The following is a 25,142-nucleotide window of genomic DNA, read 5'->3' as shown; positions in this document are numbered from 1 at the left end:
CTCCTTCATGACGTCCCACCGCGCGTTCACCACCGCCGTCGCCGCCGCATTCCTCGCCGTCTCGCTGACGGCGTGTTCCACCTCCCCGACCGACGGTGCGCAGCGCATCGATGTGCCAGAGGAGAGCGCCGCCCCCACCCCTGAGGCCACCACAGAGGAGGCCACGGCACCGCAGGACGCGGCCGCCGGCGGCATGGAAGGCGCGCTCGCCGAGCGCGACGCCTTCCTCGAGGCCCAGCAGCAGCCGCTGGATGGCACGGCGCTCGTCGCGAAGACCCCCGAGCAGACCGAGCTCATCAGCCAGCAGCGCGCGTACGTCGAGTCGCAGGGCGGCACGTGGAACGCCGACGCCGAGAGCATCACCCTCGCCCTCGCGCTGGACGCCTGCGAGACGTCGATCCTGAACGGCCACGCGGTGGACGTCGAGGTGTTCCGCGCCCACGTCACGTCATCGCCCCTCATCTCCGCCGTCTCCGGCGGCGACCCGCAGGCCATCGAGGGGGCGCTCAGCATCATGGTGTTCGGCACGGGGTTCATCTGCCCCGCCGACGCCCCGCAGTGGGAGTCCGCCTGGAGCGAGACCGGCGGGGTCTACTGACAACCGGCGTCTGCTGAAAACGGAGGGGTCGGCTGAGCCGGCCCCTCCGTTTCTTCGTCTGTGTCAGCGCACCTGCTGCACGGCGAACTGCAGCCGCGGGTGCGCATAGAACTCCTGCGACTCCACGAGCGCCAGCTCGCGCTGGCCGGACTCGTGGGTCGTCCGCAGCAGGTCGAAGACGCTCGACGTGGTGCTCGCCAGCGCCTCGGCGGCGCTGCCGGTGCGGCGATAGTGCGCGGTGAACAGCGCCGCCGTCACGTCGCCCGACCCGTTGGCCTTCATCGGCAGCAGCGGGGTCTGCACGATCCACGCGCCGGCGTCGTCGACAACGAGCATCTCGATGGTCCCGTCGGCACGGTCAGGGCGCTCGACGCTCGTCACGAGCACCGTCTTCGGCCCCATCGCCCGGGCGAGATCCGCCGCTTCGAGGGTCTCGTCGATCGTCGCCGGCTCGGTGCCGGTGAGAAAACCCAGCTCGAACTGGTTCGGCGTGATGATGTCTGCCGCCGGGACGACCTTCTCGCGCAGCAGAACCGGGATCGCCGGGGCGACGAAGCATCCGGACTTGGCATTGCCCATCACGGGGTCGCACGCGTACACGGCATCCGGATTGGCCGCTTTCACCCGCGCGACGGCATCGACGATGACATCGCCGATACCCTCGCTGCCCTGGTACCCCGAGAGGACGACGTCGATCTCGGGGAAGACGCCGCGCTCCTCGATGCCGGTGATCACCTCGCGCACGTCGTCGGGGGAGATGAGCGGGCCACGCCAGGCGCCGTAGCCGGTGTGGTTCGAGAACGTGACGGTGTACACCGGCAGCACCTCGACGCCGATGCGCTGCAGCGGGAACACCGCAGCGGAGTTGCCGACGTGACCGTAGGCGACGGCGGACTGGATGGACAGGATCTTCACGAGTGGTGACCTTCTTTCATCGGGTCGCCGCGCGGACGGCGGCAGCGGTGTCGGCGGCGAGACGTTCGGCTTCGTCGTCGGTCAGGGTGTGGACGGTCAGGCGCAGCCGCTGGGCGGCGCCGGGGTCGGCGAGGATGAACTCGTCGCCGGGGCGGGCGAGCCACCCGCGGCGCATGAGCTGTTCCGCGACGGCGCGCGCGGGGGCGCCGACGTCGACCCAGAGGCTGAGTCCGTCGCCGGGCGCACAGGGAATGCCGTGCGCGGCCAAGCGGTCGGCGAACGCGCGGTTGCGCGCGAGGTAGTGCTGTCCGGCGCGGTGCACCCCGGCCATGACGTCGGGATCGGTGACGAGCGCCACGGTCAGGCGCTGCAGCAGGTGGCTGACCCAGGTGCTGCCGGGGCTCAGGCGCATCGCGAGACGGTCGGCGGTGTCGGGGTCGGACGCCGCGACGGCCAGGCACATATCCGGTCCCAGGAACTTCGAGACCGACCTGACGAGGGCCCAGCGGCGGTGGGTCGGCGGAACGATCGAATGGTACGGGCGTTCTGTCAGCAGCGCGGAGTGGTCGTCCATGACGACGAGGACGTGAGGATGATCCGCAAGTATCGCGCGCAGCTCCGCCGCGCGTCGGGCGGTGAGGCTGACGCCGGTCGGATTCTGGGCTCGCGGGGTGCAGATGACCGCGCGCACACCCTCCGCCAGCGCCGCCCGCAGCCCGTCGACGGTCATACCCTCGGCGTCGACCGGGACGGGGACAGGACGGTATCCGCCCAGCCTCACCGTGCGGATGCAGGAGAGGAAGCACGGGTCCTCGAGGGCGACGGCGTCGTCGCGGACGAGGGCCTGCGCGAGCAGTCGTTCCATGGCATCCACGGCGCCGCCGGTGACGGTGATGCGCATGGTCTCCGGGTCGGGCGCATCGGGCGCCAGCCATGCCCGCGCCCACCGCTCGAGCTCCGGGTCGAGGACGGGTTCGCCGTAGAGCACCGGCCGCCCGGCGATCGCGGCGAGGGCGCGGGAAGGATCCGGGATCAGGGACGGGTCGGGATTGCCGTCACCCACATCGCGCAGCACGCTGTCCTGGGCGAATCCCTCGGCCGGCATCGCGCCCGGGGCAGCCACACGTGTGCCGCCGCGTCCCAGAGTGGTGACCATGCCGGCCTGGCCCAGCAGGCGGTAGGCCGCGACGACGGTGTTCCGATTGACCCCTCGCCGCTGGGCGAGTGCGCGCACGGAGGGGAGCGCATCGCCGGGGGCGAGGATGCGCCCGTCGATGAGATCGCGCACGCTGTCTGCGATCTCCGCCGCCGAGGCACCGGTGATCGCGTCGCCCACCTGCGCTTCGTTCACGCTGCGAATATACAGCTAGGACAGACAAATCTCTGACATAGGCCAAAGTTCGGCGCTCGGTCGAACCCAGGGCGGCGTCAGGCCGGCGGGTCACCCGCCGCCGTGAGCCGCGCGATCGCCGCGACCGTGCGATCGATGTCGTCGGGGGTGGTCGCCCAGCTGGACATCGAGCAGCGCAGGACCGCGCGCCCACGCCATTGGGCTCCCGTGAGGGCTGCCGTGCCGTCGGCGAGGATCGCCGCCCCCAGTCCACGGGTGGCTTGGTCGGTGTCGAGACGGAACATCACCTGCGTGTACACGACGTCGTTCACCAGCGTGATGCCAGAGATCTGCCGCAGCCCGGCCTCCAGGCGCCGGGCATTGGCGTGCAGCCGGTCGACGAGTTCGGCGACGCCCGTGCGGCCCAGCTGCCGCAGCGCCGCGAAGGCCGGGACCCCTCGGCCGCGGCGGGAGAGCTCCGGGGTCACGTCCCACGGGTCAAGGCTGGTGTGGATGAGGTAATCCCCACCCGCGTGGAACATGGCGGTCGAGTCGGCCGGGTCGCGCACGATCGCCATGCCGCAGTCGTACGGCACGTTCAGTGTCTTGTGCGCGTCCGTCGACCACGAGTCGGCCTCGCCCACCCCCGCGGTGAGGCCCCGCAGTCCCGGCGTCGCCGCAGCCCACAGCCCGAACGCTCCGTCCACGTGCACCCAGGCACCGTGGCGGCGGGCGAGGGGAATGAGATCGGCGAACGGGTCGAACGCGCCGGAGTGCACCTCTCCCGCCTGCAGGCACACCACCGTCGGCGCGTCCGCGCCGCCATCCGTGAGCGCGTCGGCCAGCGCCCCGGGCAGCATCCGCCCCTCGTCATCGGCGGCCACGACGATGATCTCGTCTGTGCCGACGCCTGCGAAGCGCAGCGCGCGGTCGACGGCGCCGTGGCGATCGGCGCCGACGATGAACCGCACCGGGGGCGCTCCGCGCAGTCCCCGCCGAGCCATGTCCCATCCCGCGCCGCGCAGAACCGAGTTCTGCGCGGCGGCGAGGCACACGTAGTTGGACATCTGCGCGCCGGTGACGAAGCCGACCGATGCCGCCGGGGGCAGCCCCATCAGGTCGCACACCCACGCGCCCGCTGTGCGCTCCATCGCGACGACGGCGGTGGTCATCGTCGAGGATCCCGAGTTCTGATCCCACGCCGACACGAGCCAATCGGCGCCCAGGGCGGCCGGCAGGGTGCCGCCGATCACGAACCCGAAGAAGCGTCCGCCCGGGATGGCGACCAGTCCCGGATCGGCGCGGGTCGCGAGGTCGGTCACCACCTGTTCGGCATCCGTCCCCTCGTCCGGCATCGGGCCCCCGAAAGCCGCGAGCATCTCGTCGAGACCTGCACGCGGCCAGACGGCCCGCTCATCGAGCCCCTCGAAGAATCCGGTCGCCGCGCGGTGCGCTGCGGCGAGGGCGCGCTGGCGCTCATCCATGCCGCACAGTGTCCTCTCGCCCCGGCGCCGCCGCCACCCCGCCGTTCCCGCAAGAGGGGGGAGATACGGCAGAGGCCTCGACCCTTAGACTTGTGCGCATGTCCGGCCACTCCAAGTGGGCGACGACCAAGCACAAGAAGGCCGTCATCGACAGTCGTCGCGCCAAGTCGTTCGCCAAGCTCATCAAGAACATCGAGGTCGCTGCCAAGCTCGGCGGTGCGGATCTCTCAGGCAACCCGACCCTCTACGACGCCGTCCAGAAGGCGAAGAAGACGTCGGTCCCCAACGACAACATCGACCGCGCCATCAAGCGCGGCGCGGGCATCGGGGGAGAGGCCGTCGAGTACACCTCGATCATGTACGAGGGATACGGGCCCAACGGCGTCGCCCTCATGATCGAGTGTCTGACGGACAACAAGAACCGCGCCGCGGCCGAGGTGCGCACGGCACTGTCGCGCAACGGCGGCAACCTCGCCGATCCCGGCAGCGTCGCCTACAACTTCACCCGCAAGGGCGTCATCGTGGTGTCGTCGGAGAACACGACCGAGGACGACGTCATGCTGGCCGTCCTCGACGCCGGTGCCGAGGAGATCCAGCCGCACGCGCAGGGCTTCGAGGTGCTCACCGAGGCATCCGACCTGGTGAAGGTCCGCACCGCGCTGCAGGATGCCGGCATCGATTACGAGTCGGCGGACGTCGAGTTCGTGCCGAACCTCAAGGTCGAGATCGACGCCGACACCGCCCGCAAGGTGTTCCGGCTCATCGACGCCCTCGAGGACAGCGACGACGTGCAGAACGTCTTCAGCAACTTCGACCTCACCCCCGAGGTGCAGGCCGAGCTGGAGAACGACGGCGAGGACTGACGTCGGAGCCGAACGCGACCCCGACGCGGAGCGCCTGAGTCGCGTGCCGGCGCTCGCGCCGTAACGTGAGGGAGTGGCATCTTCCGGCAACCTCCGCGTGCTCGGCGTCGACCCCGGTCTGACGCGGTGCGGGGTCGGTGTCGTCGACGTCGCGCGCAACCGCTCGGCGTCGCTCGTGCACGTGGGCGTTGTGCGCACCGAGCCGTCGATGCCGATCGAGCAGCGGCTCGCGGCGATCGCCGCGGGGCTGCGCGCCGTGCTCGATGAGCACCGGCCCGACGTCGTCGCCGTGGAGCGCGTCTTCGCCCAGAACAACCGCAGCACGGTGATGGGCACGGCTCAGGCCAGCGGCATCGCGCTGCTGCTGGCGGGGGAGCGGGGCCTCGCCGCTGCGACCCACACGCCGTCGGAGGTGAAGGCCGCGGTGACCGGTTACGGGTCCGCCGACAAGCTGCAGGTGCAGACCATGGTGGCCCGGGTGCTGCGACTGGACGCGCTGCCGCAGCCGGCGGATGCCGCGGACGCGCTGGCCCTGGCTCTCTGCCACGCGTGGCGCGGCGGGTTGACGGGGACGGGGTCGGCCTCGGGGTCGGGGTCGGGGTCGGGGTCGGGGTCGGGGACGCTGACGCCGGCGCAGCGGGCGTGGGCGGATGCGGAGCGCGTGACGCGGCGCTGAGGGCTGCGGAGGTCGTCGTTTCCTCCACAGGCGAATGCCGGCAGAAGTTATCCACAATCGGGCCCTGGCCTGCGATTTCGTGTCTCTCAATGTCGGTGGCCCTCGTCAGAATAATGGGTATGAGCACCCGCCCGGCAGCCACCACGAGACGCGATACGCGGTCGCGCGGCGCGGTGCTGACCGAGCTGGAACGCACCCGCGCGCGCATCGCGGCGCTGCAGGCCGAAGAGCTCGGGTTGCTGGCCCGGGCGGATGCGATCGCCGCGGAGCACACCGCCCGCGTGCCCTCCAGCGCGGGCCGGGAGAGGGAGATGCCGCTGCGGGAGATGGCCGCCGACGTCGCCACAGTGATGCGCCGATCCGACCGGGTGATCCAGGACCGGATGCATGACGCGACCGTGCTGGTGACCGGGTTCGCCGCGACCGTCGCGGCGTTACGGGCCGGGGCGATCGACACGGCGCACGTGCGGATCATTCAGGATGCCGGCGCCCGCATCACCGACCCCGACGCGCGAGCCCGATTCGAACAGGCCGCCCTGGTCGTCTGCGAACGGGAGACACCGGGGCGGGCGAAACCGATCATCGCGATGATCGCGCAGAAACTGCACCCCGTACCCCTGGCCGAGCGTCACGCCGAGGCCGCCGCCGGCCGGCGGGTGTGGGTGCGAGACCTCGACGACGGCATGGCGGAGCTTGCCGCGGTGCTGCCCGCGGTGCTGGCGTACGCGATCCGCGATCGGCTCACCCAGCACGCCCGCGAGGTGATTGCCGCCCGGCGCGCCGCCGCAGAGAAGCCGACGGGCAGCGGCCACGCGTCGACCCAACCGGGGGACACCGACCCTGCGACTACCGAGCCGACAGACCCTGGGGCGACCGACACGCGCACCCCCGACCAGGTCCGCGCCGACGTCCTCACCGACCTGCTGCTCACCGGCCACGCCAGCACACCCGTCTCCTCGAGCAGCATCCCCGCCGGGCAGGCGATCACCGCGCACGTGCAGATCGTCATCCCCGCCGCCACCCTCACCGGCGAAGGCACCGCACCGGCCGAACTCATCGGATACGGGCCCATCGACCCCGACACCGCCCGCCACCTTGTCGCCACCGCAGACCTCTGGGAGCGGGTGTTCACCTCCCCGACCACCGGCGCCGTCCAGCACGTCGACACCTACCGCCCCAACCGGGCACAACGCAGGCACCTCGACGCCCGCGACGAGCACTGCCGGTTCCCCGGATGCCGAAGACCCGTCTACTACTGCGACCACGACCACACCGTCGACCACGCCCGAGGCGGACCCACCGCGTTGTGCAACCTCGCCAACCTCTGCGTCCGCCACCACACCCTCAAACACGCCAGCGCCTGGACCGTGATCCAGAAAGCCGACGGCATCCTGGAATGGACCAGTCCCACCGGCCGGATCCACCTCGACATCCCACGACGCGTCCTCGAATTCACCGCCCTGGCCGCCGCCGAAGACCCACCCCCGTTCTGAGGGTGCTCCCGCAGGCAGTGGGGGGAGGTGGGAAGACAGGGTCGGCCCCGGCCCAGGCGCGTGTCGATAGAACAAACGTCCGAAGGCGGCCGTAGGCTCGGAGCATGATCTCCTCCGCACGCGGGCGCGTGCTGCACCTCGATTCCGACACCGTCATCGTCGACGTCGGCGGTGTCGGCTTCTCCATCGCGGTCACCCCGCAGCTCTCGCGCGGGTTCCACGTCGGTGACGACATCGTGCTGCACACCCACCTGGTCGTGCGCGAAGACGCGCTGGCACTGTTCGGGTTCGCCACGCGCGACGAGCTCAGCGTGTTCCTCCAGCTGATCAGCGTGTCGGGCGTGGGCCCCAAGTCCGCCCTCGGCGTACTCGCCTCGCTGACCGTCGATCAGATCGCGCAGGCGGTCTCGGCCGAAGACGACGCGCCGTTCCGTCGCGTGTCGGGAATCGGACCCAAAACGGCGAAGCTCATCGTGGTGCAGCTCGCGGGCAAGCTGCAGGCCCTCGGGCTCGGCGCCACGGCAGGCGCGGTCGCCCCGGGAAAGGCCGACGACAAGGTCATCGCCCAGGTGGTGGCCGCTCTCGTCGGCCTCGGCTGGAGCGAGCGGATCGCGGCAGAGGCCGTGGGCCCTGTGGCAGAGGCGGCATCCGAGCGTCAGCGCGGCGACGTCTCGGCATTGCTGCGCCTGACACTTGCCCAGCTGGGACCCTCCCGCAAGGAGCCCGCCGGTGGATGACGACACCCGCAATCCCGCCGAGCCGCAGGACGAGATCGAGCTCGCCGTCGAGGGGGCACTCCGACCCAGCTCCCTGGCCGAGTTCGTTGGCCAGCACAAGGTGCGCGGCCAGCTGCAGCTGCTGCTCGAGGCGGCGCGCATCCAGCAGCGCCCGGCCGACCACATCCTGCTCTCCGGGCCCCCGGGACTGGGGAAGACCACGCTGGCGATGATCGTCGCCCACGAGAGCGACCGGCCGCTGCGCCTGTCGTCGGGGCCCGCCATCCAGCACGCCGGAGATCTGGCGGCACTACTGTCGAGCCTCACGCCCGGTGAAGTGCTCTTCATCGACGAGATCCACCGCATGGCCCGGTCGGCCGAGGAGATGCTGTACCTCGCGATGGAGGACTTCCGCATCGACATCATGGTGGGCAAGGGCGCGGGTGCCACCAGCATCCCGCTCGAGCTGGCGCCCTTCACCCTCGTCGGGGCGACGACGCGCTCGGGCATGCTCCCCAACCCGCTGCGGGACCGATTCGGGTTCACCGCGCACCTCGAGTACTACGAGCCGAGCGAACTGGAGCGCGTCGTCGAGCGTTCGGCCCTCGTGCTCGGCGTCGGGCTTCCGGCGCATGCGCGCGCCGAGATCGCCCGACGCTCCCGCGGCACGCCCCGCATCGCCAACCGCCTGCTGCGGCGCGTGCGCGACTACGTCATCGTGCACGGCCAGGGCGGGCGCGCGAGCGCCTTCGACGGCGGGCCCGCGGCGACGCAGGCAGACGTCAACGCCGCGCTCGAGCTGTACGACGTCGACCCGATCGGGCTGGACCGACTCGACCGCGCGGTGCTCGACGCGCTCGTCCGACGCTTCCGTGGCGGACCTGTGGGCTTGAGCACTCTCGCCGTGACAGTCGGCGAGGAGGCCGAGACGATCGAGTCTGTGGTGGAGCCGTATCTCGTGCGCATCGGGTTCATGGGGCGTACGCCCCGCGGCCGCATCGCGACCCCCGAGGCGTACGCTCACCTGCGCGTTCCGCACGCCGAAGGGGCGCTGCGCATCGATGACCTATAATCGCTGAAGGCTTTCGCCGCAACCTCTGCTGGGGTGCCTTACGGCATGCCCGAACCGAAAGGTGACCTCACCTCCATGGAATTCGCTGTCTTCTTCGCCGAGTACGGCCTCATCCTGCTGCTCGGCGCCCTGCTCGTCTTCATGTTCTGGAGCTCGCGCCGTCGCATGCAGCGCCAGAAGGCCGAGCAGGAGGCGAAGGCGCGCCAGACGGTTCCCGGCGCCGAAGTGCTCCTGCAGGGCGGCCTCTACGGCACGATCGTGTCCTACGACCCCGAGAACCTCGACCAGCCGGCCATCGTTGAAATCGCGCCGGGCGTCGACATCAAGGTCCACAGCCAGGCGATCCTGCGCATCGTCGACCCGGCCGAGGGCGTCGTCACCGAAGACGAGCTCATCGAAGCCGAGACCGCCGAGGACGAGTACGTCGCCGACGTCGCCGACGGCGACATCACCTCCCTCGACGACGACCGCAAGCGCGCGTCGGGCGGAACGAATGACACCGACCCGGGCACCAAGCCCCTGGCCTGATCCGCCTCGCCGCTTCGGCGGCGTGCGAGAAAGCTGACCACACGTGGCCACTTCCACCCCCGTCCGGCACGCCTGGCGCGCGTTGACCGGACTCCTGGTCATCACCGCCCTCCTGTTCGGCATCAACGCGCTCGGCGTCCACGTCTTCAAGCAGAGCTCCTGGCTCCCCGAACTCGCGCTGGACCTGCAGGGCGGCACGCAGATCGTGCTCGAGGCTCAGACCGAAGACGGTGCCGAGCCCAGCGCCGAGCAGATGAACCAGGCGGTCACGATCATGCGTCAGCGCGTGGACGCGTCGGGCGTCGGCGAGGCGGACGTCACCACCGAGGGCGGCCGCAACGTCGTCGTGCAGATCCCTGGCGAGGCCGACGAGGCCACGCGCGAGCGCATCCAGCAGGCGGCACAGCTGCAGCTGCGTGCGGTGCTGGCCACCGGCGCCCCCGCGAACACCTTCATCGGCGAGGACGGCAACGAGACGCCATACCCGCAGCCGGACCCGTCGCTGCAGGCGACTCCCTCGACCGAGCCCACCAGCGGCAGCGACATGGCCTGGATCACCCCGGCTCTCGAGGCCGCGTACCTCGCCTACGACTGCGCTGACCCGGCGAACGACCCGGCATCCGCGCCCGCCGACCAGCCGCTGATCACCTGCGACCCGTCGGGGACGGTGAAGTACATCCTCGGACCGGTGGAACTCGACGGCTCGTCGATCGCCGACGCCAGCCACGGCATCGTGCAGCAGAACGGCCAGTGGGCGGTCAACCTGGTGTTCGACAACGAGGGCACGAAGCAGTTCGGCGAGATCAGCCAGCGCCTCTACAACCAGACCCCGCCGCTCAACCAGTTCGCGTTCGTGCTCGATGGTGCGGTGCTCTCCGCGCCGTCGATGAACGCCGTCATCCTCGACGGCAAGCCGCAGATCACCGGCAGCTTCACGCAGGAGTCCGCCCAGGTGCTGGCCGACCAGCTGAAGTACGGCGCTCTGCCGATCAGCTTCGAGGTGCAGAGCTCCAGCACGATCTCGGCGACCCTGGGCTCGCAGCAGCTGCAGATCGGCCTCATCGCCGGTCTCATCGGCCTGCTGCTGGTCGCGCTGTACTCCGTCGCCGTCTATCGCGCCCTCGGATTCATCATCATCGCGTCGCTCGTGGTCATGGGCGTGCTCACGTACGTCTCGCTCTGCATCCTGGCCTGGCGCATGGGCTTCCGCCTGTCGCTGGCGGGCGTCGCCGGCGTGATCGTGTCGATCGGCTTCACCGCCGACTCGTTCATCGTGTACTTCGAGCGCATCCGAGACGAGCTGCGCGACGGCAAGAGCATCACGGGAGCCGTCGAGGACGGCTGGGCTCGCGCCAAGCGCACGATCTACATCTCGAAGTCGATCAACGTGCTGGCCGCTGTCGTGCTGTACATCCTCGCCGACTCGACGGTGAAGGGCTTCGCTTTCACCCTGGGACTCACGACCGTCATCGACGTGCTGATCTTCGTGCTGTTCACCCACCCGGTGCTGCAGCTGCTCGCCCGCACGCGGTTCTTCGGATCCGGTCACCCGCTGTCCGGGCTCGACCCGACGGCCCTCGGCGCGGTCTACCGCGGACGGGCACAGTTCCGCACGCCGATCGTCGCGTCCAAGACCGCGGCGGGCAAGCGCGCGACGCGCGCCAGGGGAGAGGCCGAACGGCGTCAGACGATCGCCGAACGCAAGCAGGCCGAACTCGCCGCCGCCCAGCGTGGCGCGAAGACGAGCGCCATGAAGGATGGGGACAACTGATGGGCTCCATGCGCAACTTCGGAAACGACCTCTACACGGGCAAGCTCTCGCTCCCGTTCGTCGGGAAGCGGCGGCTGTGGTTCATCCTCGCCGCGGTCCTCGTGATCGGCGCGGCCCTCGTGCCGCTCTTGCGGCCGATCCAGTTCTCGATCGAGTTCACCGGCGGCTCGCAGTTCACCGTTTCGAACGTGGCCGAGACCGACCAGGCCCTCGCCACCGACGCGGTGCAGGAGGTCGTACCCGGCGCCACGACGAAGGTCGCCACGGTGGGCGGCGACGCCATCCGCGTGCAGACCGACCAGATGACGGATGCCGAGACCGTCGCGGTGACCAACGCCCTCGCCGATGCGTACGGCGTGGCCCCCGCCGAGGTGACGTCGTCGTACATCGGACCGGCATGGGGCGCGGACGTGACCCGTCAGTCGCTGTGGGGACTCGCGATCTTCCTGGCGCTGACCTTCCTGATCCTGGCGCTGTACTTCCGCACCTGGAAGATGTCGGCCGCCGCGATCATCGGCCTGCTCGACGTGCTCATCATCACGATCGGCATCTACGCCCTCTTCGGCTTCGAGATCTCGCCGGCGGCGGTGATCGGGTTCCTGACGATCCTCTCCTACGCCCTGTACGACACGACGGTCGTGTTCGACAAGATCAGGGAGAACACGCAGGAGGACGGCGAGATATCGGGCCGCCTGTTCGGGGAGTCGGTGAACCTCGCCGTGAACCAGACGCTCGTGCGCTCGATCAACACGACGGTCGTCGCGATCCTCCCCACCGGTGCCATCCTCTTCATCGGCGCGCTGTGGCTGGGCGCGCAGACGCTCACCGACATCTCGCTGTCGATCTTCGTCGGCACGATCGTCGCGGCGTATTCCACTGTGTTCGTCGCCGCTCCGCTCTACTCGCTGCTGCGGGAGAACGAGCCGGCGATCAAGGCCCGCGATGCACGGGTCCGTACCGCCCGCGAGCTGGCGCTGACAGACGCCTGAGGCGGCGGCTTCCCGCAGCGGGGCGGGCGTAGAATTGATGGGTTGAAACGACCGGAGGTGAGCGCATGACAGAGGCCGTGCCCGCCGCCCAGACATCGTCGCTGCGCCGCCTCGTCCCGCGCATCTTCTCGCGGGCCGCGCGGCGCGACGATGTCGAGAAGCTGCTGCGGACGGTGCGCACGCACCACCCCAAGGGCGACCTGTCGATCATCGAGCGCGCGTACGCCGCGGCGGACCGCGCGCACGCGGGGCAGAAACGCCAGAGCGGCGAGCCGTACATCACCCACCCGCTCGCCGTCGCGCAGATCCTCGCCGATCTGGGCCTGGGGCCGCGCGCCATCGCCGCGGCGCTGCTGCACGACACGGTGGAGGACACCGATTACCGGCTCGACCAGCTGAGCGCCGACTTCGGCGACGAGGTCGCCATGCTGGTGGACGGGGTCACCAAGCTCGACAAGGTGAAGTACGGCGACGCCGCGCAGGCCGAGACGGTGCGCAAGATGATCGTGGCGATGTCGCGCGACATCCGGGTGCTGCTGATCAAGCTGGCGGACCGCCTGCACAACGCGCGCACCTGGGGGTTCGTCCCGCCGGAGAAGGCCGCCAAGAAGGCCACCGAGACCCTCGAGATCTACGCGCCCCTGGCACACCGCCTCGGCATCCAGGCGGTCAAGTCCGAGCTCGAGGACCTGTCGTTCGCCGTGCTGCATCCCAAGCTCTACGCCGAGATCGACAGCCTGGTCACCCAGCGCACCCCGCAGCGTGAGCAGTACGTGCAGTCCGTCATCGACGCGGTCGAGGCCGACCTGCGCGAGCTGCGCATCCGCGGCCGCATCATGGGTCGTCCCAAGCAGCTGTACTCCGTCTACCAGAAGATGGTGGTGCGCGGTCGCGAGTTCGACGACATCTACGACCTCATCGGCATCCGCGTGCTCGTCAACACGGTGCGTGACTGCTACGCCGTACTCGGCGCCCTGCACGCCCGGTGGACGCCGCTCCCGGGGCGTTTCAAGGACTACATCGCCACACCCAAGTTCAACCTCTACCAGTCGCTGCACACGACCGTCATCGGTCCGGGCGGTCGCACGGTGGAGATCCAGATCCGCACCCACGAGATGCACCAGCAGGCCGAGTACGGCGTCGCTGCTCACTGGAAGTACAAGGAGCAGATGGCCGGCGGCAAGACCGACGCCAAGTCGGTGGACGCCGACATGGCGTGGCTGGCGCACATCTCCGACTGGCAGGCCGAGACAGCCGACCCGGGGGAGTTCCTCGACTCGCTGCGGTTCGAGATCGGCGCCAAAGAGGTCTACGTCTTCACCCCCAAGGGTCGCGTCATCGGCCTGACCGCCGGGGCCACCCCGGTCGACTTCGCCTACGCCGTGCACACCGAGGTGGGGCACCGCACCATGGGTGCCAAGGTCAACGGGCGTCTGGTTCCGCTGGAGTCCGAGCTGAAAAGCGGCGACGTCGTCGAGGTGTTCACCTCGAAGAACCCCGACGCCGGACCCAGCCAGGACTGGCTGACCTTCGTCAAGAGCACCCGCGCGCGCAGCAAGATCCGCGGCTGGTTCACCAAGGAGCGCCGCGAAGAGGCGATCGAGCAGGGGAAGGATGCCATCGCCCGCGCGATGCGCCGCCAGAACCTGCCCCTGCAGCGCCTCATGAACCAGGACTCGTTCTCGGAGGTCGCGCAGCAGCTGCGCTACGAGGACGTCTCTGCGCTCTACGCCGCCGTCGGCGAGGGTCACGTCTCCACCCAGTCCGTGCTCGAGAAGGTCACGGCGCTCGTCAGCGCCGTCGACGACACCGCCACGGGGCCGATCAGCCTGCCGCAGGTAGGGCGCACGCGCCAGCCGCGCAGCGGCGACTCCGGCATCCTCGTGCGCGGCGCCCCCGACATCCTCGTGAAGCTCGCGAAGTGCTGCACCCCCGTCCCGGGCGACCAGATCGTGGGCTTCGTCACCCGTGGCAGTGGCGTCTCGGTGCACCGGGCCGACTGCACGAACGTGCAGGCACTCATGGCCGACCCGGAGCGCCTCATCGAGGTGGAATGGGCGCCCACGAGCAAGAGCATCTTCCTGGTGCACATCCAGGTGGAGGCGCTCGACCGCTCGGGACTGCTCAGCGACGTCACCCGTGTGCTGAGCGAGAACCACGTGAACATCCTGTCCGCGAGCGTCTCGACCACGAACGACCGGCTGGCGATCAGTCGGTTCGTGTTCGAGATGGGCGACACCGTGCACCTGGACCGTGTGCTCAACGCGGTGCGGCGCATCGACGCGGTCTACGACGTGTACCGGGTCACCTCGTCCTGAGCGGCCGTGCCCGGCGGTGGCCGGGCACTCGAGACGACCTGCTCCCGAAGGAACGCCGCCGCCGCGCGCTTGTCGGGGACCGGCCCCGCTGCGGCCAGCCACGCCAGCGCCGCCTCCCTCAGGTGAGGCGCGATCGCCATCAGGCGCAGGGCCGCGTCGCGGTCGGCCGCGTCGCGTGAGCGCGCGAGGTCGGCGAGGGTGCGCGTCGGAGTGGTGACCGCGACACCGCCGAACACGTCGGCGTCGGCGGCATCCAGCCGCACGTCGCTGTAGCGCACCCGCGCGTCGAGCGGCGGGCTCAGGCGACGGGTGACGACGCGCTGTACGGCGTGCCGTGCCGGTGGCGTGTCCAGCGCGCCGTGCACCCACGCCGCGCTCAGGTGGGTCGCCGCCAGGCTGCGCCCCACGAGTGGCGCGAGCGAGGCCGCCCGCAGCTCCCGCGTCTCAACGGCATCCGCCGGCATGTAGCCCTCGCCGACCTCCACGAGGTCGCCGTCCAGCCGCGCTGCCGCGAGTTCGGCGGCCGACAGGCGACCGCCGGCGAAGTAGAGGAAGGGTGACGGCATGTGGCCCATCGTCACTCATCGTGGCGGCGCCGCGTATGCACGAAGGCCCCGACTGTGGACAGTCGGGGCCTTCGATGCTCGGTGGAGAGCGGGTCAGCCGCCCAGAGCGGACAGCCACGCCTTGCGGGCCGACAGGGCCTCGGTCGCGGCGGCCTCTGCCCGAGCATCGCCGGCGGCGCGGGCGGCTTCGACCTCGGCCTCGAGCTTCTCGATCGCGTCGTGCAGCTGACGCGTCATGTCGTTGGCGCGTGCCTTGGTCTCGGGGTTGTTGCGCTTCCAATCGGCCTGCTCGCGGGTGCTGACCGACTGCTCGATCTTGCGCAGGTCGTCATCCAGCGCGCGCTCGACCTCGCGGGGGAAGATGCGACCCAGCTCGTCCCAACGACGCTGGATGCCGGTGAGCAACTGGCGCGCCTTCGCGATGTCCTTCTCGTCGGGAACCGCCGCGGCTTCGACCAGCAGAGCGCGGCGCGCGGCGATCTTCTCCTTGGAAGCCTCGGCGTCCGCATTCTCACGTTCCGCGCGGGCGCCGTAGAGCGCATCGCCGGCCGCCTTGAACCGCGCCCAGAGTGCGTCGTCGACCTTCTTGCCGGCCCGGCCCGAGCTCTTCCACTCGTCGAGCAGGTCGCGGTATGCGGCGATGCCGTCCTCACCGCGGGGCGCGAGCGCTTCCGCGCGCTCGACGAGGCGCGTCTTGCGGTCACGCGCGGCCTTGTGGGTCTCGTCGAGCTCCGCGTAGAACTCGCGGCGGTGCTTGTCGACCGTGCCACGCGCGTCGCGGAAACGCTTCCACAGCTGCTGCGCGGTCGACTTCGGCAGACGGGGACCGTTCTGCTGGTGGGCCTGCCACTGGTCGAAGAGCGACGTCATCTCGCTCGTGGCCTGCTTCCACTGCACGGACTTCGGGTCGCGCGCCGCGAGCGCCTCGGCCTGTTCCACGAGACCGGTACGGTGGGCGATCGCCTGCTGCACGGCCTCGCGGGCGGCGGCGACCTCGGTCTCGGACGCCGTCGCGAGTTCGGCATCCAGCGCCTCCACGCGGGCGGCGAGGGAGGCGAGATCGCCCACGGCCATGGCGCCGGTGATCTTGTCACGCACAAGCCCGACGGCCGAGCGCAGGTCGGCCGCGCTGGCGCCGCCGCGGCGGTGGCGCACCTCGAGCAGCGTCACCTCGCTGACGAGATCGGTGAACTTGCGCTCGAAGTAGGCAAGCGCCTCGGCGGGCGTGCCGTCCGGGTACTGGCCGACGGCACGCCAGTCGTCGCCCTCGCGGACGAAGACGGTGCCGTCGTCGTCGACGCGCCCCCACGATGCCGACGGCGCGACCGTCGGGAGCACGGGCTTCACGGCGGCCTGCGGGGCCCGCGGCATCGGCGGGCGCGGGCCGGGCGCGGGTGCAGGTGCAGGTGCAGGTGCAGGTGCGTCGCTGGCCGGGGCCGGGGTCGCGTCGGCGGCGGGCTCGGCAGGCTCTCCGGACTCTGCTGCCGGTTCGGCGGGCTCGGCCGGTTCGGCGGACTCGGCTGCCGGTTCGGCGGGCTCAGCCGGTTCCGCGGGCTCCGGCGACGCGGCCGGCTCCGCCTGGTCCGTCGATTCGGGCTCCTCAGGCGACTCCGGGGAGTCGGCAGGCTGCTCAGCCGGTTCGGCGGGCTGGGCGGTCGACTCGGCGGGTTCCGCCGGTGCGGCGGACTCCTCGACGGAGTCACCGGCATCCGTCGTCGTCTCTGCGGGCGCGGTTTCGGGCGCGTCGGTGGGCTGGATCACGGCGTCCACCTCGTCACCCGTAGCGGGCGCGTCGGTGTCGGGCATGTCGGGAGTGGGCTCTGCTGCGGCGTTCACGGAATATTCCTCGTCGCGGCTTGCGCCGCCTTCGCTGGTGGTCGGCTCACAGCCTAGTACGGCAGGGGGCCCGGGTCAGGGGGTGGTGGTCGGTGTGGGTTCGGGGTCCGTTGTGGCATCCGGGTCGGGAAGCGGAAGATCGGGCGCCGGTGTGGTCTGCGTGGGCGTGGGGGTCGGTTCGGGCTCCGGCACACCTGGACCGGCCGTGTAATACAGCACCTGTCCGCCGATGATGGCCAGCAGCAGCGCGCTCCCGGCGATCCCCGCGACGAGGTTGTCGCGCCTGCGTCGACGCTGCCGCCCGCGCTGGTAATCCAGGCGCGCCTGGTAGACCCGCGCGCGCTCTCGTGCGACGCGGTCGTCACGGCCCTTCGCCCCTGGTGCCACGGAACCTCCCTCGATCCCGGGTGCCCGGGGTTGATGCCGAGCCTACGCGGCCGCGAAAGCGAGCCGCAAAACGCCGCCGCCGCGCCGAGGTCGGTGGCCGCGGCTAGCCTGGAAGGGTGACAACCCCCGCGGCGCTCTTCCAGGGCCAGACGCCCCTGCCCGTGCGCATGCGGCCCGTCTCGCTCGACGAGGTCGCGGGGCAGCGCCACCTGCTGCGCCCCGGCTCGCCGCTGGTCGCTCTCGCTTCGACCGAGACCCGGGGAGTCGCCGCGACCTCGGTGATCCTCTGGGGACCGCCCGGCACCGGCAAGACCACGCTCGCCCAGGCCGTCGCCCGCTCATCGGGCCGCCGCTTCGTGGAGCTGTCCGCCGTGACCGCGGGCGTCAAAGACGTGCGCGAGGTCATGCAGGAGGCGCTGACCCAGCGCGACATGTACGGGCAGTCGACCATCCTCTTCCTCGACGAGATCCACCGCTTCACCAAAGCCCAGCAGGACGCGCTGCTGCCCGGCGTCGAGAACGGCTGGGTGGTGCTCATCGCCGCGACCACCGAGAACCCGTCGTTCTCGGTCATCTCGCCGCTGCTGTCGCGTTCGCTGCTGCTGACGCTGCAGCCGCTCACCGACGACGACCTCGGCATGCTCATCGATCGCGCGGTCAGCGACCCACGAGGACTGGCCGGCGCCGTCACCCTCGACGACGACGCCCGGGCCGCGCTCATCCGCCTGGCCTCGGGCGACGCCCGCCGCGCACTCACCGCGCTCGAGGCCGCGGCATCCATGGCCGACCCCGGCGACGACACGCCCGTGATCACCGCGGACCTCGTCGCGCAGGCCGTCGACCGGGCGCTCCTGCGCTACGACCGGCAGGGCGACGAGCACTACGACGTCATCAGCGCGTTCATCAAGTCGATCCGCGGCTCCGACGTGGATGCCGCCATGCATTACCTCGCCCGCATGATCGAAGCGGGGGAGGACCCGCGCTTCATCGCCCGGCGCCTGGTGATCTCGGCATCCGAAGACATCGGCCTCGCAGACCCGCAGGCGCTCACGATCGCGGTCGCCGCTGCCGACGCGGTCGCCTTCATCGGGATGCCGGAGGGACGCATCCCGCTCGCCGAAGCGACGGCGTACCTGGCCACGACGGCCAAATCCAACGCCGCGTACAACGCCATCAATGCCGCGATCGCCGATGTGCGCGCCGGCGGGTTCGGGCGCGTGCCGATGCACCTGCGCGACGCCCACTACCCGGGAGCCAAGCGCCTGGGCCACGGCAAGGGCTACGTGTACCCGCACGACCTCGACGTGGGCGTGGCGACGCAGCAGTACCTGCCGGACGAGCTGCGCGGCCGCCGCTACTACGAGCCCACGGCGCGCGGCGTCGAGCGCGACATCGCCGCGCGCGTGGAGAAGATCCGCAAGATCCTCGGCGACTGACCGCCGACCGCGACACCGGCGGCCCGGGCCTCGGCAGTGGCGAACCCGTCACCGAGCGCCGGGGGGAGGGGCGCGCATCCCTTCACTGTGGAGACCCGGCCCCCACGCACGAGCCGGCCGGCGCGCCATCGGTGGACGAGCGGGCCGATTCCACGCCCGTGCAGGGGGCGCCGACCCTCAGAAGGCTCACACCCGCCGTCTGATACTCTTGATCGGCTCGAAACCCAGTTTTCGGGCATCCCCTCTTCTCTTCACCACCTACCGGCATGCCCCGGCGTGCAGTCCGGACAGGGCGAGGAGAGGCGATACGTCCGTGAGCCGCGAAAGACGCGGCCACGTCATCGGAAGGAACACTTCGTGGCAACGAAGTCCCAGGACCGCCGCAAGGTCCGTCTGTCGCGCGCCCTCGGCGTCGCACTGACCCCGAAGGCCGCCCGCTACCTCGAGAAGCGTCCCTACGCTCCCGGCGAGCACGGCCGCACCAAGCGCAAGCAGGACAGCGACTACGCCGTCCGTCTGCGCGAGAAGCAGCGTCTGCGCGAGCAGTACGGCATCCGCGAGAAGCAGATGCGCAACACGTTCAACGAGGCCCGCCGCAAGGACGGCCTGACGGGTGAGAACCTCGTCGAGCTGCTCGAGATGCGTCTGGACGCGCTCGTCGTGCGTGCCGGCTTCGCCCGCACCACCGCACAGGCCCGCCAGCTCGTCGTGCACCGCCACATCCTGGTCGACGGCCAGACCGTGGACCGCCCGTCGTTCCGCGTGAAGCCGGGTCAGCTCATCCACGTCAAGGCCAAGAGCGAGGGCCTCGAGCCCTTCCAGGTCGCAGCCGCCGGCGGTCACGCCGAGGTGCTGCCGCCCGTTCCCGGCTACATCGAGGTCGAGCTCGACAAGCTGCAGGCGCGCCTCGTGCGTCGCCCGAAGCGCGCCGAGGTGCCCGTCACCTGTGACGTGCAGCTCGTCGTGGAGTACTACGCCGCGCGCTGACCCCCCGGGTCAGGCCGCGAGGTCGAGTGGAGGGCGTCGGGGCAACCCGGCGCCCTTCGCCGTTTGCACCTAACATTGAACCGCGCCGCCTTTGCGGCGCATCAGATTCGAGGATGTGGTGACGTGAAGAAGCTGGTGTGGTTCGTCCTGGGGATCGCCGGTGGCTTCATCCTCGCCCACATGGTCGACAAGGACCCGCGTGGCCACGAAGTGCTCACCGACCTCGACGCCCGCATCACGGAGTTCACCGACCGCATGGGCGACGCCTATCGCGAGCAAGAGGCGCGCCTTTCCGAGGTCGTGGCCGCAGTGACCCCCACCGCCGACTGATTCCCCCCACCCGTCCGGCCCCGTCACACGGGTGCTGGACCATGCCTTCGAGGACACCCGAATGAAGACCGCTGAGATCGCCCAGCGCTACCTCGACTACTTCGAGAACAACGGCCACGTGATCGTGCCGTCCGCCTCGCTGGTCAGCCCCGACCCGTCGGTGATGTTCACCATCGCCGGCATGGTCCCCTTCATCCCTTACCTCAACGGCACGGTGCCGCCGCCCTACAAGCGCGCCGCCGACGTGCAGAAGTGCATCCGCACGAACGACATCGAAGAGGTCGGCAAGACCGCGCGGCACGGCACCTTCTTCCAGATGCTCGGCAACTGGTCCTTCGGCGACTACTTCAAGGAAGGCGCCATCGGCTACGCCTGGGAGCTGCTGACGTCGTCCGAGGCCGACGGCGGCCTCGGGTTCGCCGAGCGAGACCTGTGGGTCACCGTCTACGAAGATGACGACGAGGCCGCAGCGCTGTGGCAGAAGGTCGCGGGGCTGCCCGCCGACCGCATCCAACGGCTCGGCCGCGAGGACAACTACTGGACCACGGGCCAGCCGGGACCGGCCGGTCCCTGCTCGGAGATCTACTTCGACCGCGGACCGGCGTACGGCCGCGACGGAGGTCCGGCGGTGGACGACGACCGGTTCACCGAGATCTGGAACCTCGTGTTCATGCAGTACGCGATCGCGAACGTCACCTCCAAGGTCGACTTCGACATCGTCGGCGACCTGCCCAACAAGAACATCGACACCGGCATGGGTCTCGAGCGCGTCGCGTTCATCAAGCAGGGCGTCGAGAACATGTACGAGACCGACCAGGTGCGCCCCGTGCTCGACCGGGCCGTCGACCTCAGCGGCCGCCGCTACGGCGCGGTGCACGAGGACGACGTGCGCTTCCGCATCGTCGCCGACCACGTGCGCTCGTCGCTCATGCTGCTCTCGGACGGTGTCACCCCGTCCAACGAGGGGCGCGGCTACATCCTGCGCCGTCTCATGCGTCGTGCCATCCGCTCCATGCGGCTGCTCGGTGTCGACGCGCCGACCTTCCCCGAGCTGTTCGCGGCATCGCGCGATGCGATGAAGGACGCCTACCCCGTCGTCGAGACCGACTACAGCCGCATCTCGGCGTACGCCGTCGCCGAGGAGGAGACCTTCCTGCGGACGCTCGCGTCGGGTTCGACCATCCTCGACATGGCCGTGGAGCAGACGAAGGATGCCGGCAAGACCCGCATCGCCGGCTCCGAGGCGTTCCTGCTGCACGACACGTACGGCTTCCCGATCGACCTCACTCTCGAGATCGCCCAGGAGGCAGGGCTCGACGTCGACCGCGCCGGGTTCGACTCCCTCATGCAGGAGCAGCGCACCCGCGCGAAGGCCGACGCGCGCTCGCGCAAGCGCGCGCTGGCCGACCACAGCGTCTACAGCGCCTTCCGCGCCGCCGGCGAGACCGTCTTCAGCGGCTACACCGACCTCGAGACCGAGTCCCGGGTGCTGGGCCTCATCGTCGACGGCGCCTCGGTGGAGCGCGCACTGGCCGGTCAGACCGCGGAGGTCATCCTCGCCGAGACGACGCTCTACGCCGAGTCCGGCGGCCAGGTCGCCGACAAGGGGATCATCGTCGGACCGGGCTACGAGCTCGACGTGCTCGACGTGCAGCGTCCGGTGGCGGGACTCATCAGCCACACCGTGCAGGTGCGCAGCGGCGAGGTCGGCGTGGGTCAGCCCGCGACGAGCGTGGTGGATGCCGCGAACCGCCGCGCCGCGCGTCAGGCGCACTCCGCGACCCACCTCGTGCACGCAGCACTTCGGGACACGCTCGGCAAGACCGCGACGCAGGCGGGCTCGCTCAACCGCGCCGGCTACCTGCGCTTCGACTTCACATGGGGCCAGGCACTGTCGCCCGAGACGCGCAGCGAGATCGAGGAGATCGCCAACAACGCCGTGCGCGACAACCTGGAGGTCACCACCCGGGTGCTCGCACTCGACGAGGCCAAGGCGCTCGGAGCCCAGGCTCTGTTCGGCGAGAAGTACGGCGACGTCGTGCGCATGGTCGACATCGGCGGCCCGTGGTCGCGCGAGCTCTGCGGCGGCACGCACGTGTCCTCCAGCGCCGAGATCGGACTGGTGAACCTCGTCGGCGAGTCGTCGGTGGGCGCCTCCAACCGCCGCGTCGAGGCCCTCGTCGGGCTCGACGCCTTCCGGGAGCTCGCCGCCGAGCGGGCGATCGTCTCGCAGCTGACCGCGACGCTCAAGACCCCGCGCGACCAGCTGCCCACCCGCATCGCGGAGCTGGCGGCGAACCTCAAGGCCGCCGAGAAGAAGATCGCGCAGTTCGAGGCGCGGGCGCTCGGCGACAAGCTGCCGCAGCTCGTCGCCTCGGCCGAGCGTGTCGGCCCCTTCCAGGTCATCGCCCAGTCTCTGGGCACGGCGTCGTCGGCCGACGACGTGCGCACCCTGGCGCTGCAGGCGCGTGACCGCCTCGGTTCGGATGCGGCTGCGGTCGTCGCCCTCGGCGCCGAGGTGTCCGGCCGGCCCGTCGTGATCGTCGCGACCAACGAGGTCGCTCGCACGGCCGGCGCGAAGGCCGGTCTGCTCGCGAAGGGCGCCGCCGCTGCCCTCGGCGGCGGCGGAGGCGGGCGTGACGACGTCGCGCAGGGTGGCGGAACGGATGCCGCGGCGCTGCCGGCCGCGCTCCGATCGATCGCCACCGCGCTGGAGTCGCAGTCGGCGTGAGCGGGTTCCGTCGCGGCGTGCGGATCGGGGTCGATGTGGGCAAGGCCCGGGTGGGCGTCGCCCGCAGCGATCCCGACGGCATGCTCGCCACTCCGCTCGAGACGGTGCCGCGCGATGACCGCGCCGTCGCGCGGGTGCTCGAGTTGGCCGCCGAATACGACGCGTTCGAGGTTCTCGTGGGTCTGCCACTGAATCTCAGCGGCAACGACACCCCGTCCACGGCAGACGCCCGGGCGTTCGCGGCCGAGCTGGCCCAGGCCGGATCGACCCCCGTGCGCATGGTGGACGAACGTCTCAGCACGGTCTCGGCGCACGCCGCGCTCAGGCAGAGTGGGCGTTCCCAGCGGGATTCTCGTAGCATTGTCGATCAGGTCGCCGCCGTCGTACTGCTGCAGCACGCGCTCGATGTTGAGAAGAGCACCGGTCGGCCACCGGGAAACCCGACACCTCCGGCCCAGGAGCCCGCCTGATGCCCTCATCCTCGTCACCGTTCGACGATCCGCCGGCCGACCTTTTCGGCAAGCTCCCCGACCCCCGGGGACGCTCGGGCGTCGCGCGGTCGGCGCCGCCGCCGTCTGCTGCGGGCCCCACAGACGCCGCGCCGGAGCACCCCGCTGACGACCGCGCCGCCGCGCCGGATGGCGGGACCGCTCCCGCGCCGGCTCCGACGCCGGCCACCGCCGCAGGTGACCGGCCGCTGTCCCGCCGTGAGGCGCGGCGCGCGGCCACCGGCGGAGCCCTCATCGCGGGGACCGCGAACACGAGCCAGACCGAAGCCCCGGCCTCGAGCGAGCCGCCTCCCGCGGCGCCGCGACCCGCGGCATCCGCCGCGTCCTCCGAGTCGCCCATCGACGCCGCCACCCCCTCCGCGGACCGGGCCGAGACGCCACCGGACGCAGCGGCGGAGACACGCACTGCGACCGCACCGCGACCGGCGGCCCGCCCCGCTGCCACCGCCACGCTCGACGCCCTGTTCACCGGTGAGGCGACGAGCGACGACCTGGGCGCGCCGCCACCCCCGCCGGACAAGCGCGGTCGGCGGCGCGGCGGATGGATCATCCTCGCCCTCGTGCTCGCACTTCTCGGTGGCATCGGCATCGGCGTCGCCTGGGTGTGGAACACCTACGAAGAGCCCATCCGCGCGTTCATGGGCTGGGAGGAGCCGAAGGACTACGAAGAGGGCGAAGCGACCGGCGAAGCGGCGGTGACCATCATCACCGGCGACAACGGTGCGTCGATCTCGCAGAACCTCTTCGACGCCGGCGTGACCAAGACCCCCGACGCCTTCTACGACTACCTCATCGACACCCAGCAGAACCCGCCCTTCCAGCCCGGCGTGTACCTGCTGCAGCAGAAGATGACCTCGGCGGCCGCCCTCACCGCGCTACTGGATCCCGCGAACAAGCAGGCGAACACCGCGCAGCTGCGCGAGGGCCTCACCGTGGAGCAGTCCCTCCCGCTGCTGGCGGAAGGGCTCGCGCTGCCGATCGAAGACTTCCAGGCGGCCGTGGCGAACCCCGCCGACTACGGCGTGAGCGCCGACAGCCTCGAGGGGTGGCTCTTCCCGGCCACCTATACCTTCGACCCGGGTGTCACTGCTGCCGACGTCATCCGCGCCCTCGTCGAGCGCACGACCCAGTCGCTCGACAGCGCCGGGGTGCCCGTCGAACGTCGCCACGAGATCCTCACCATCGCGTCGATCATCGAGCGGGAGGCCCGGTTCGAAGAGGACTTCTACAAGGTCTCCCGGGTCATCCAGAACCGGCTCGCGCCCGGGAACACCGAGACGTCCGGCCTGCTGCAGATGGACTCCACCGCGCAGTACGGCTACCAGGAGATGCACGACGGAACGGTGAGCTCGTCGCAGGAAGCCCTCGAAGACGACAACCCGTGGAACACGTACCGGCACCCCGGCCTCCCGGTCGGCCCCATCGCCAACCCCGGCGACATGGCCATCGACGCGGCGATGCATCCCGCCGACGGCCCCTGGATGTACTTCGTCACGGTCAACCTCGACACGGGCGAGACCATCTTCACCAACACCGGCGCCGAGCACGAGAAGGCCGTCACGCAGTGGCAGCAGTGGTGCGCTGACAACCCGGACTCGGGCTGCTGA

22 protein-coding genes are annotated in these 25,142 nt (G+C 70.7%); 16 read left to right on the top strand and 6 right to left on the bottom strand.

All coding sequences use genetic code 11. The annotated features are described in order from the left end of the window. Positions 1-7 precede the first annotated feature (7 nt). Positions 8-598, top strand: a complete 591-nt coding sequence (locus tag QNO14_RS06380) for a hypothetical protein (RefSeq protein WP_257506015.1) — start codon at positions 8-10, stop codon at positions 596-598. 63 nt (positions 599-661) lie between these two features. Here the strand turns inward: QNO14_RS06380 and pdxY are convergent, their stop codons facing one another. The 3 genes from pdxY to QNO14_RS06365 all read right to left on the bottom strand — a co-directional run bounded on the left by pdxY (position 662) and on the right by QNO14_RS06365 (position 4,327). After that, on the bottom strand, positions 662-1,513 hold the full coding sequence (gene pdxY, locus QNO14_RS06375; protein ID WP_257506013.1) for a pyridoxal kinase PdxY: 852 nt from the start codon (positions 1,511-1,513) through the stop codon (positions 662-664). A 16-nt stretch (positions 1,514-1,529) separates the two neighbouring features. Continuing rightward, a complete protein-coding gene (locus tag QNO14_RS06370) occupies positions 1,530-2,873 on the bottom strand; it encodes an aminotransferase class I/II-fold pyridoxal phosphate-dependent enzyme (protein ID WP_374113957.1) in 1,344 nt (447 codons plus the stop codon). Positions 2,874-2,941: 68 nt separating this feature from the next. Continuing rightward, positions 2,942-4,327 (bottom strand): pyridoxal phosphate-dependent decarboxylase family protein, encoded by a 1,386-nt coding sequence (locus QNO14_RS06365; protein ID WP_257506012.1) that lies wholly within the window; start codon positions 4,325-4,327, stop codon positions 2,942-2,944. 98 nt (positions 4,328-4,425) lie between these two features. Here QNO14_RS06365 and QNO14_RS06360 point away from each other — a divergent pair, with 98 nt between their 5' ends. From QNO14_RS06360 to QNO14_RS06320, 9 genes are all read left to right on the top strand, one after another. After that, positions 4,426-5,190, top strand: a complete 765-nt coding sequence (locus QNO14_RS06360) for a YebC/PmpR family DNA-binding transcriptional regulator (protein WP_257493551.1) — start codon at positions 4,426-4,428, stop codon at positions 5,188-5,190. Positions 5,191-5,263: 73 nt separating this feature from the next. Further along, positions 5,264-5,866, top strand: a complete 603-nt coding sequence (gene ruvC / locus QNO14_RS06355; protein ID WP_257506011.1) for a crossover junction endodeoxyribonuclease RuvC — start codon at positions 5,264-5,266, stop codon at positions 5,864-5,866. 119 nt (positions 5,867-5,985) lie between these two features. Then, on the top strand, positions 5,986-7,359 hold the full coding sequence (locus tag QNO14_RS06350) for an HNH endonuclease signature motif containing protein (protein ID WP_257506009.1): 1,374 nt from the start codon (positions 5,986-5,988) through the stop codon (positions 7,357-7,359). 104 nt (positions 7,360-7,463) lie between these two features. Beyond that, complete coding sequence (gene ruvA / locus QNO14_RS06345; protein ID WP_257506007.1) at positions 7,464-8,096, top strand: Holliday junction branch migration protein RuvA; 633 nt, start codon at positions 7,464-7,466, stop codon at positions 8,094-8,096. Then, positions 8,089-9,147, top strand: a complete 1,059-nt coding sequence (gene ruvB, locus QNO14_RS06340; RefSeq protein ID WP_257506003.1) for a Holliday junction branch migration DNA helicase RuvB — start codon at positions 8,089-8,091, stop codon at positions 9,145-9,147. The genes ruvA and ruvB overlap by 8 nt, the downstream gene beginning before the upstream one ends. A gap of 75 nt (positions 9,148-9,222) precedes the next feature. Further along, positions 9,223-9,675 (top strand): preprotein translocase subunit YajC, encoded by a 453-nt coding sequence (locus tag QNO14_RS06335; RefSeq protein WP_257506071.1) that lies wholly within the window; start codon positions 9,223-9,225, stop codon positions 9,673-9,675. Positions 9,676-9,718: 43 nt separating this feature from the next. Then, positions 9,719-11,446 (top strand): protein translocase subunit SecD, encoded by a 1,728-nt coding sequence (secD, locus tag QNO14_RS06330; protein ID WP_257506002.1) that lies wholly within the window; start codon positions 9,719-9,721, stop codon positions 11,444-11,446. Continuing rightward, a complete protein-coding gene (gene secF / locus QNO14_RS06325) occupies positions 11,446-12,435 on the top strand; it encodes a protein translocase subunit SecF (RefSeq protein WP_257506001.1) in 990 nt (329 codons plus the stop codon). The genes secD and secF overlap by 1 nt, the downstream gene beginning before the upstream one ends. Before the next feature lie 65 nt (positions 12,436-12,500). Next, positions 12,501-14,753 (top strand): RelA/SpoT family protein, encoded by a 2,253-nt coding sequence (locus QNO14_RS06320; protein WP_257493558.1) that lies wholly within the window; start codon positions 12,501-12,503, stop codon positions 14,751-14,753. Here QNO14_RS06320 and QNO14_RS06315 read toward each other — a convergent pair. The 3 genes from QNO14_RS06315 to QNO14_RS06305 form a co-directional block, all read right to left on the bottom strand. Further along, positions 14,723-15,319: a type IV toxin-antitoxin system AbiEi family antitoxin gene (locus tag QNO14_RS06315; RefSeq protein ID WP_257506000.1), complete on the bottom strand. Its 597-nt coding sequence runs from the start codon at positions 15,317-15,319 to the stop codon at positions 14,723-14,725. The genes QNO14_RS06320 and QNO14_RS06315 overlap by 31 nt on opposite strands. A gap of 93 nt (positions 15,320-15,412) precedes the next feature. After that, the gene (locus tag QNO14_RS06310) at positions 15,413-16,690 is read right to left on the bottom strand and encodes a DUF349 domain-containing protein (RefSeq protein ID WP_257506069.1); all 1,278 of its coding nucleotides are present in this window, start codon (positions 16,688-16,690) and stop codon (positions 15,413-15,415) included. Between the two features lie 540 nt (positions 16,691-17,230). Further along, positions 17,231-17,542, bottom strand: coding sequence for a dioxygenase (locus QNO14_RS06305; protein WP_257493560.1), 312 nt, complete (start codon positions 17,540-17,542; stop codon positions 17,231-17,233). A 167-nt stretch (positions 17,543-17,709) separates the two neighbouring features. On the opposite strand from QNO14_RS06305, the gene QNO14_RS06300 reads away from it, so the two are divergent. The 6 genes from QNO14_RS06300 (at position 17,710) to mltG (ending at position 25,142) form a co-directional block, all read left to right on the top strand. Continuing rightward, complete coding sequence (locus QNO14_RS06300) at positions 17,710-18,978, top strand: replication-associated recombination protein A (RefSeq protein WP_306814835.1); 1,269 nt, start codon at positions 17,710-17,712, stop codon at positions 18,976-18,978. A gap of 357 nt (positions 18,979-19,335) precedes the next feature. Beyond that, positions 19,336-19,965, top strand: a complete 630-nt coding sequence (rpsD, locus tag QNO14_RS06295; RefSeq protein ID WP_257493563.1) for a 30S ribosomal protein S4 — start codon at positions 19,336-19,338, stop codon at positions 19,963-19,965. A gap of 123 nt (positions 19,966-20,088) precedes the next feature. Then, positions 20,089-20,295, top strand: a complete 207-nt coding sequence (locus QNO14_RS06290) for a hypothetical protein (protein ID WP_257493564.1) — start codon at positions 20,089-20,091, stop codon at positions 20,293-20,295. A gap of 61 nt (positions 20,296-20,356) precedes the next feature. After that, positions 20,357-23,026, top strand: a complete 2,670-nt coding sequence (gene alaS, locus QNO14_RS06285) for an alanine--tRNA ligase (RefSeq protein ID WP_257505998.1) — start codon at positions 20,357-20,359, stop codon at positions 23,024-23,026. Then, positions 23,023-23,496, top strand: coding sequence for a Holliday junction resolvase RuvX (gene ruvX, locus QNO14_RS06280; protein ID WP_257493566.1), 474 nt, complete (start codon positions 23,023-23,025; stop codon positions 23,494-23,496). Before alaS ends, ruvX begins: the two co-directional genes overlap by 4 nt. Next, a complete protein-coding gene (gene mltG / locus QNO14_RS06275) occupies positions 23,496-25,142 on the top strand; it encodes an endolytic transglycosylase MltG (RefSeq protein WP_257505997.1) in 1,647 nt (548 codons plus the stop codon). Before ruvX ends, mltG begins: the two co-directional genes overlap by 1 nt.

It is taken from the genome of Microbacterium sp. zg-Y625, assembly GCF_030246925.1.
GTDB lineage: Bacteria > Actinomycetota > Actinomycetes > Actinomycetales > Microbacteriaceae > Microbacterium > Microbacterium jiangjiandongii.
Note: the sequence above shows the minus strand (reverse complement) of the source record. Positions and strands in the feature narration are given on the sequence as shown.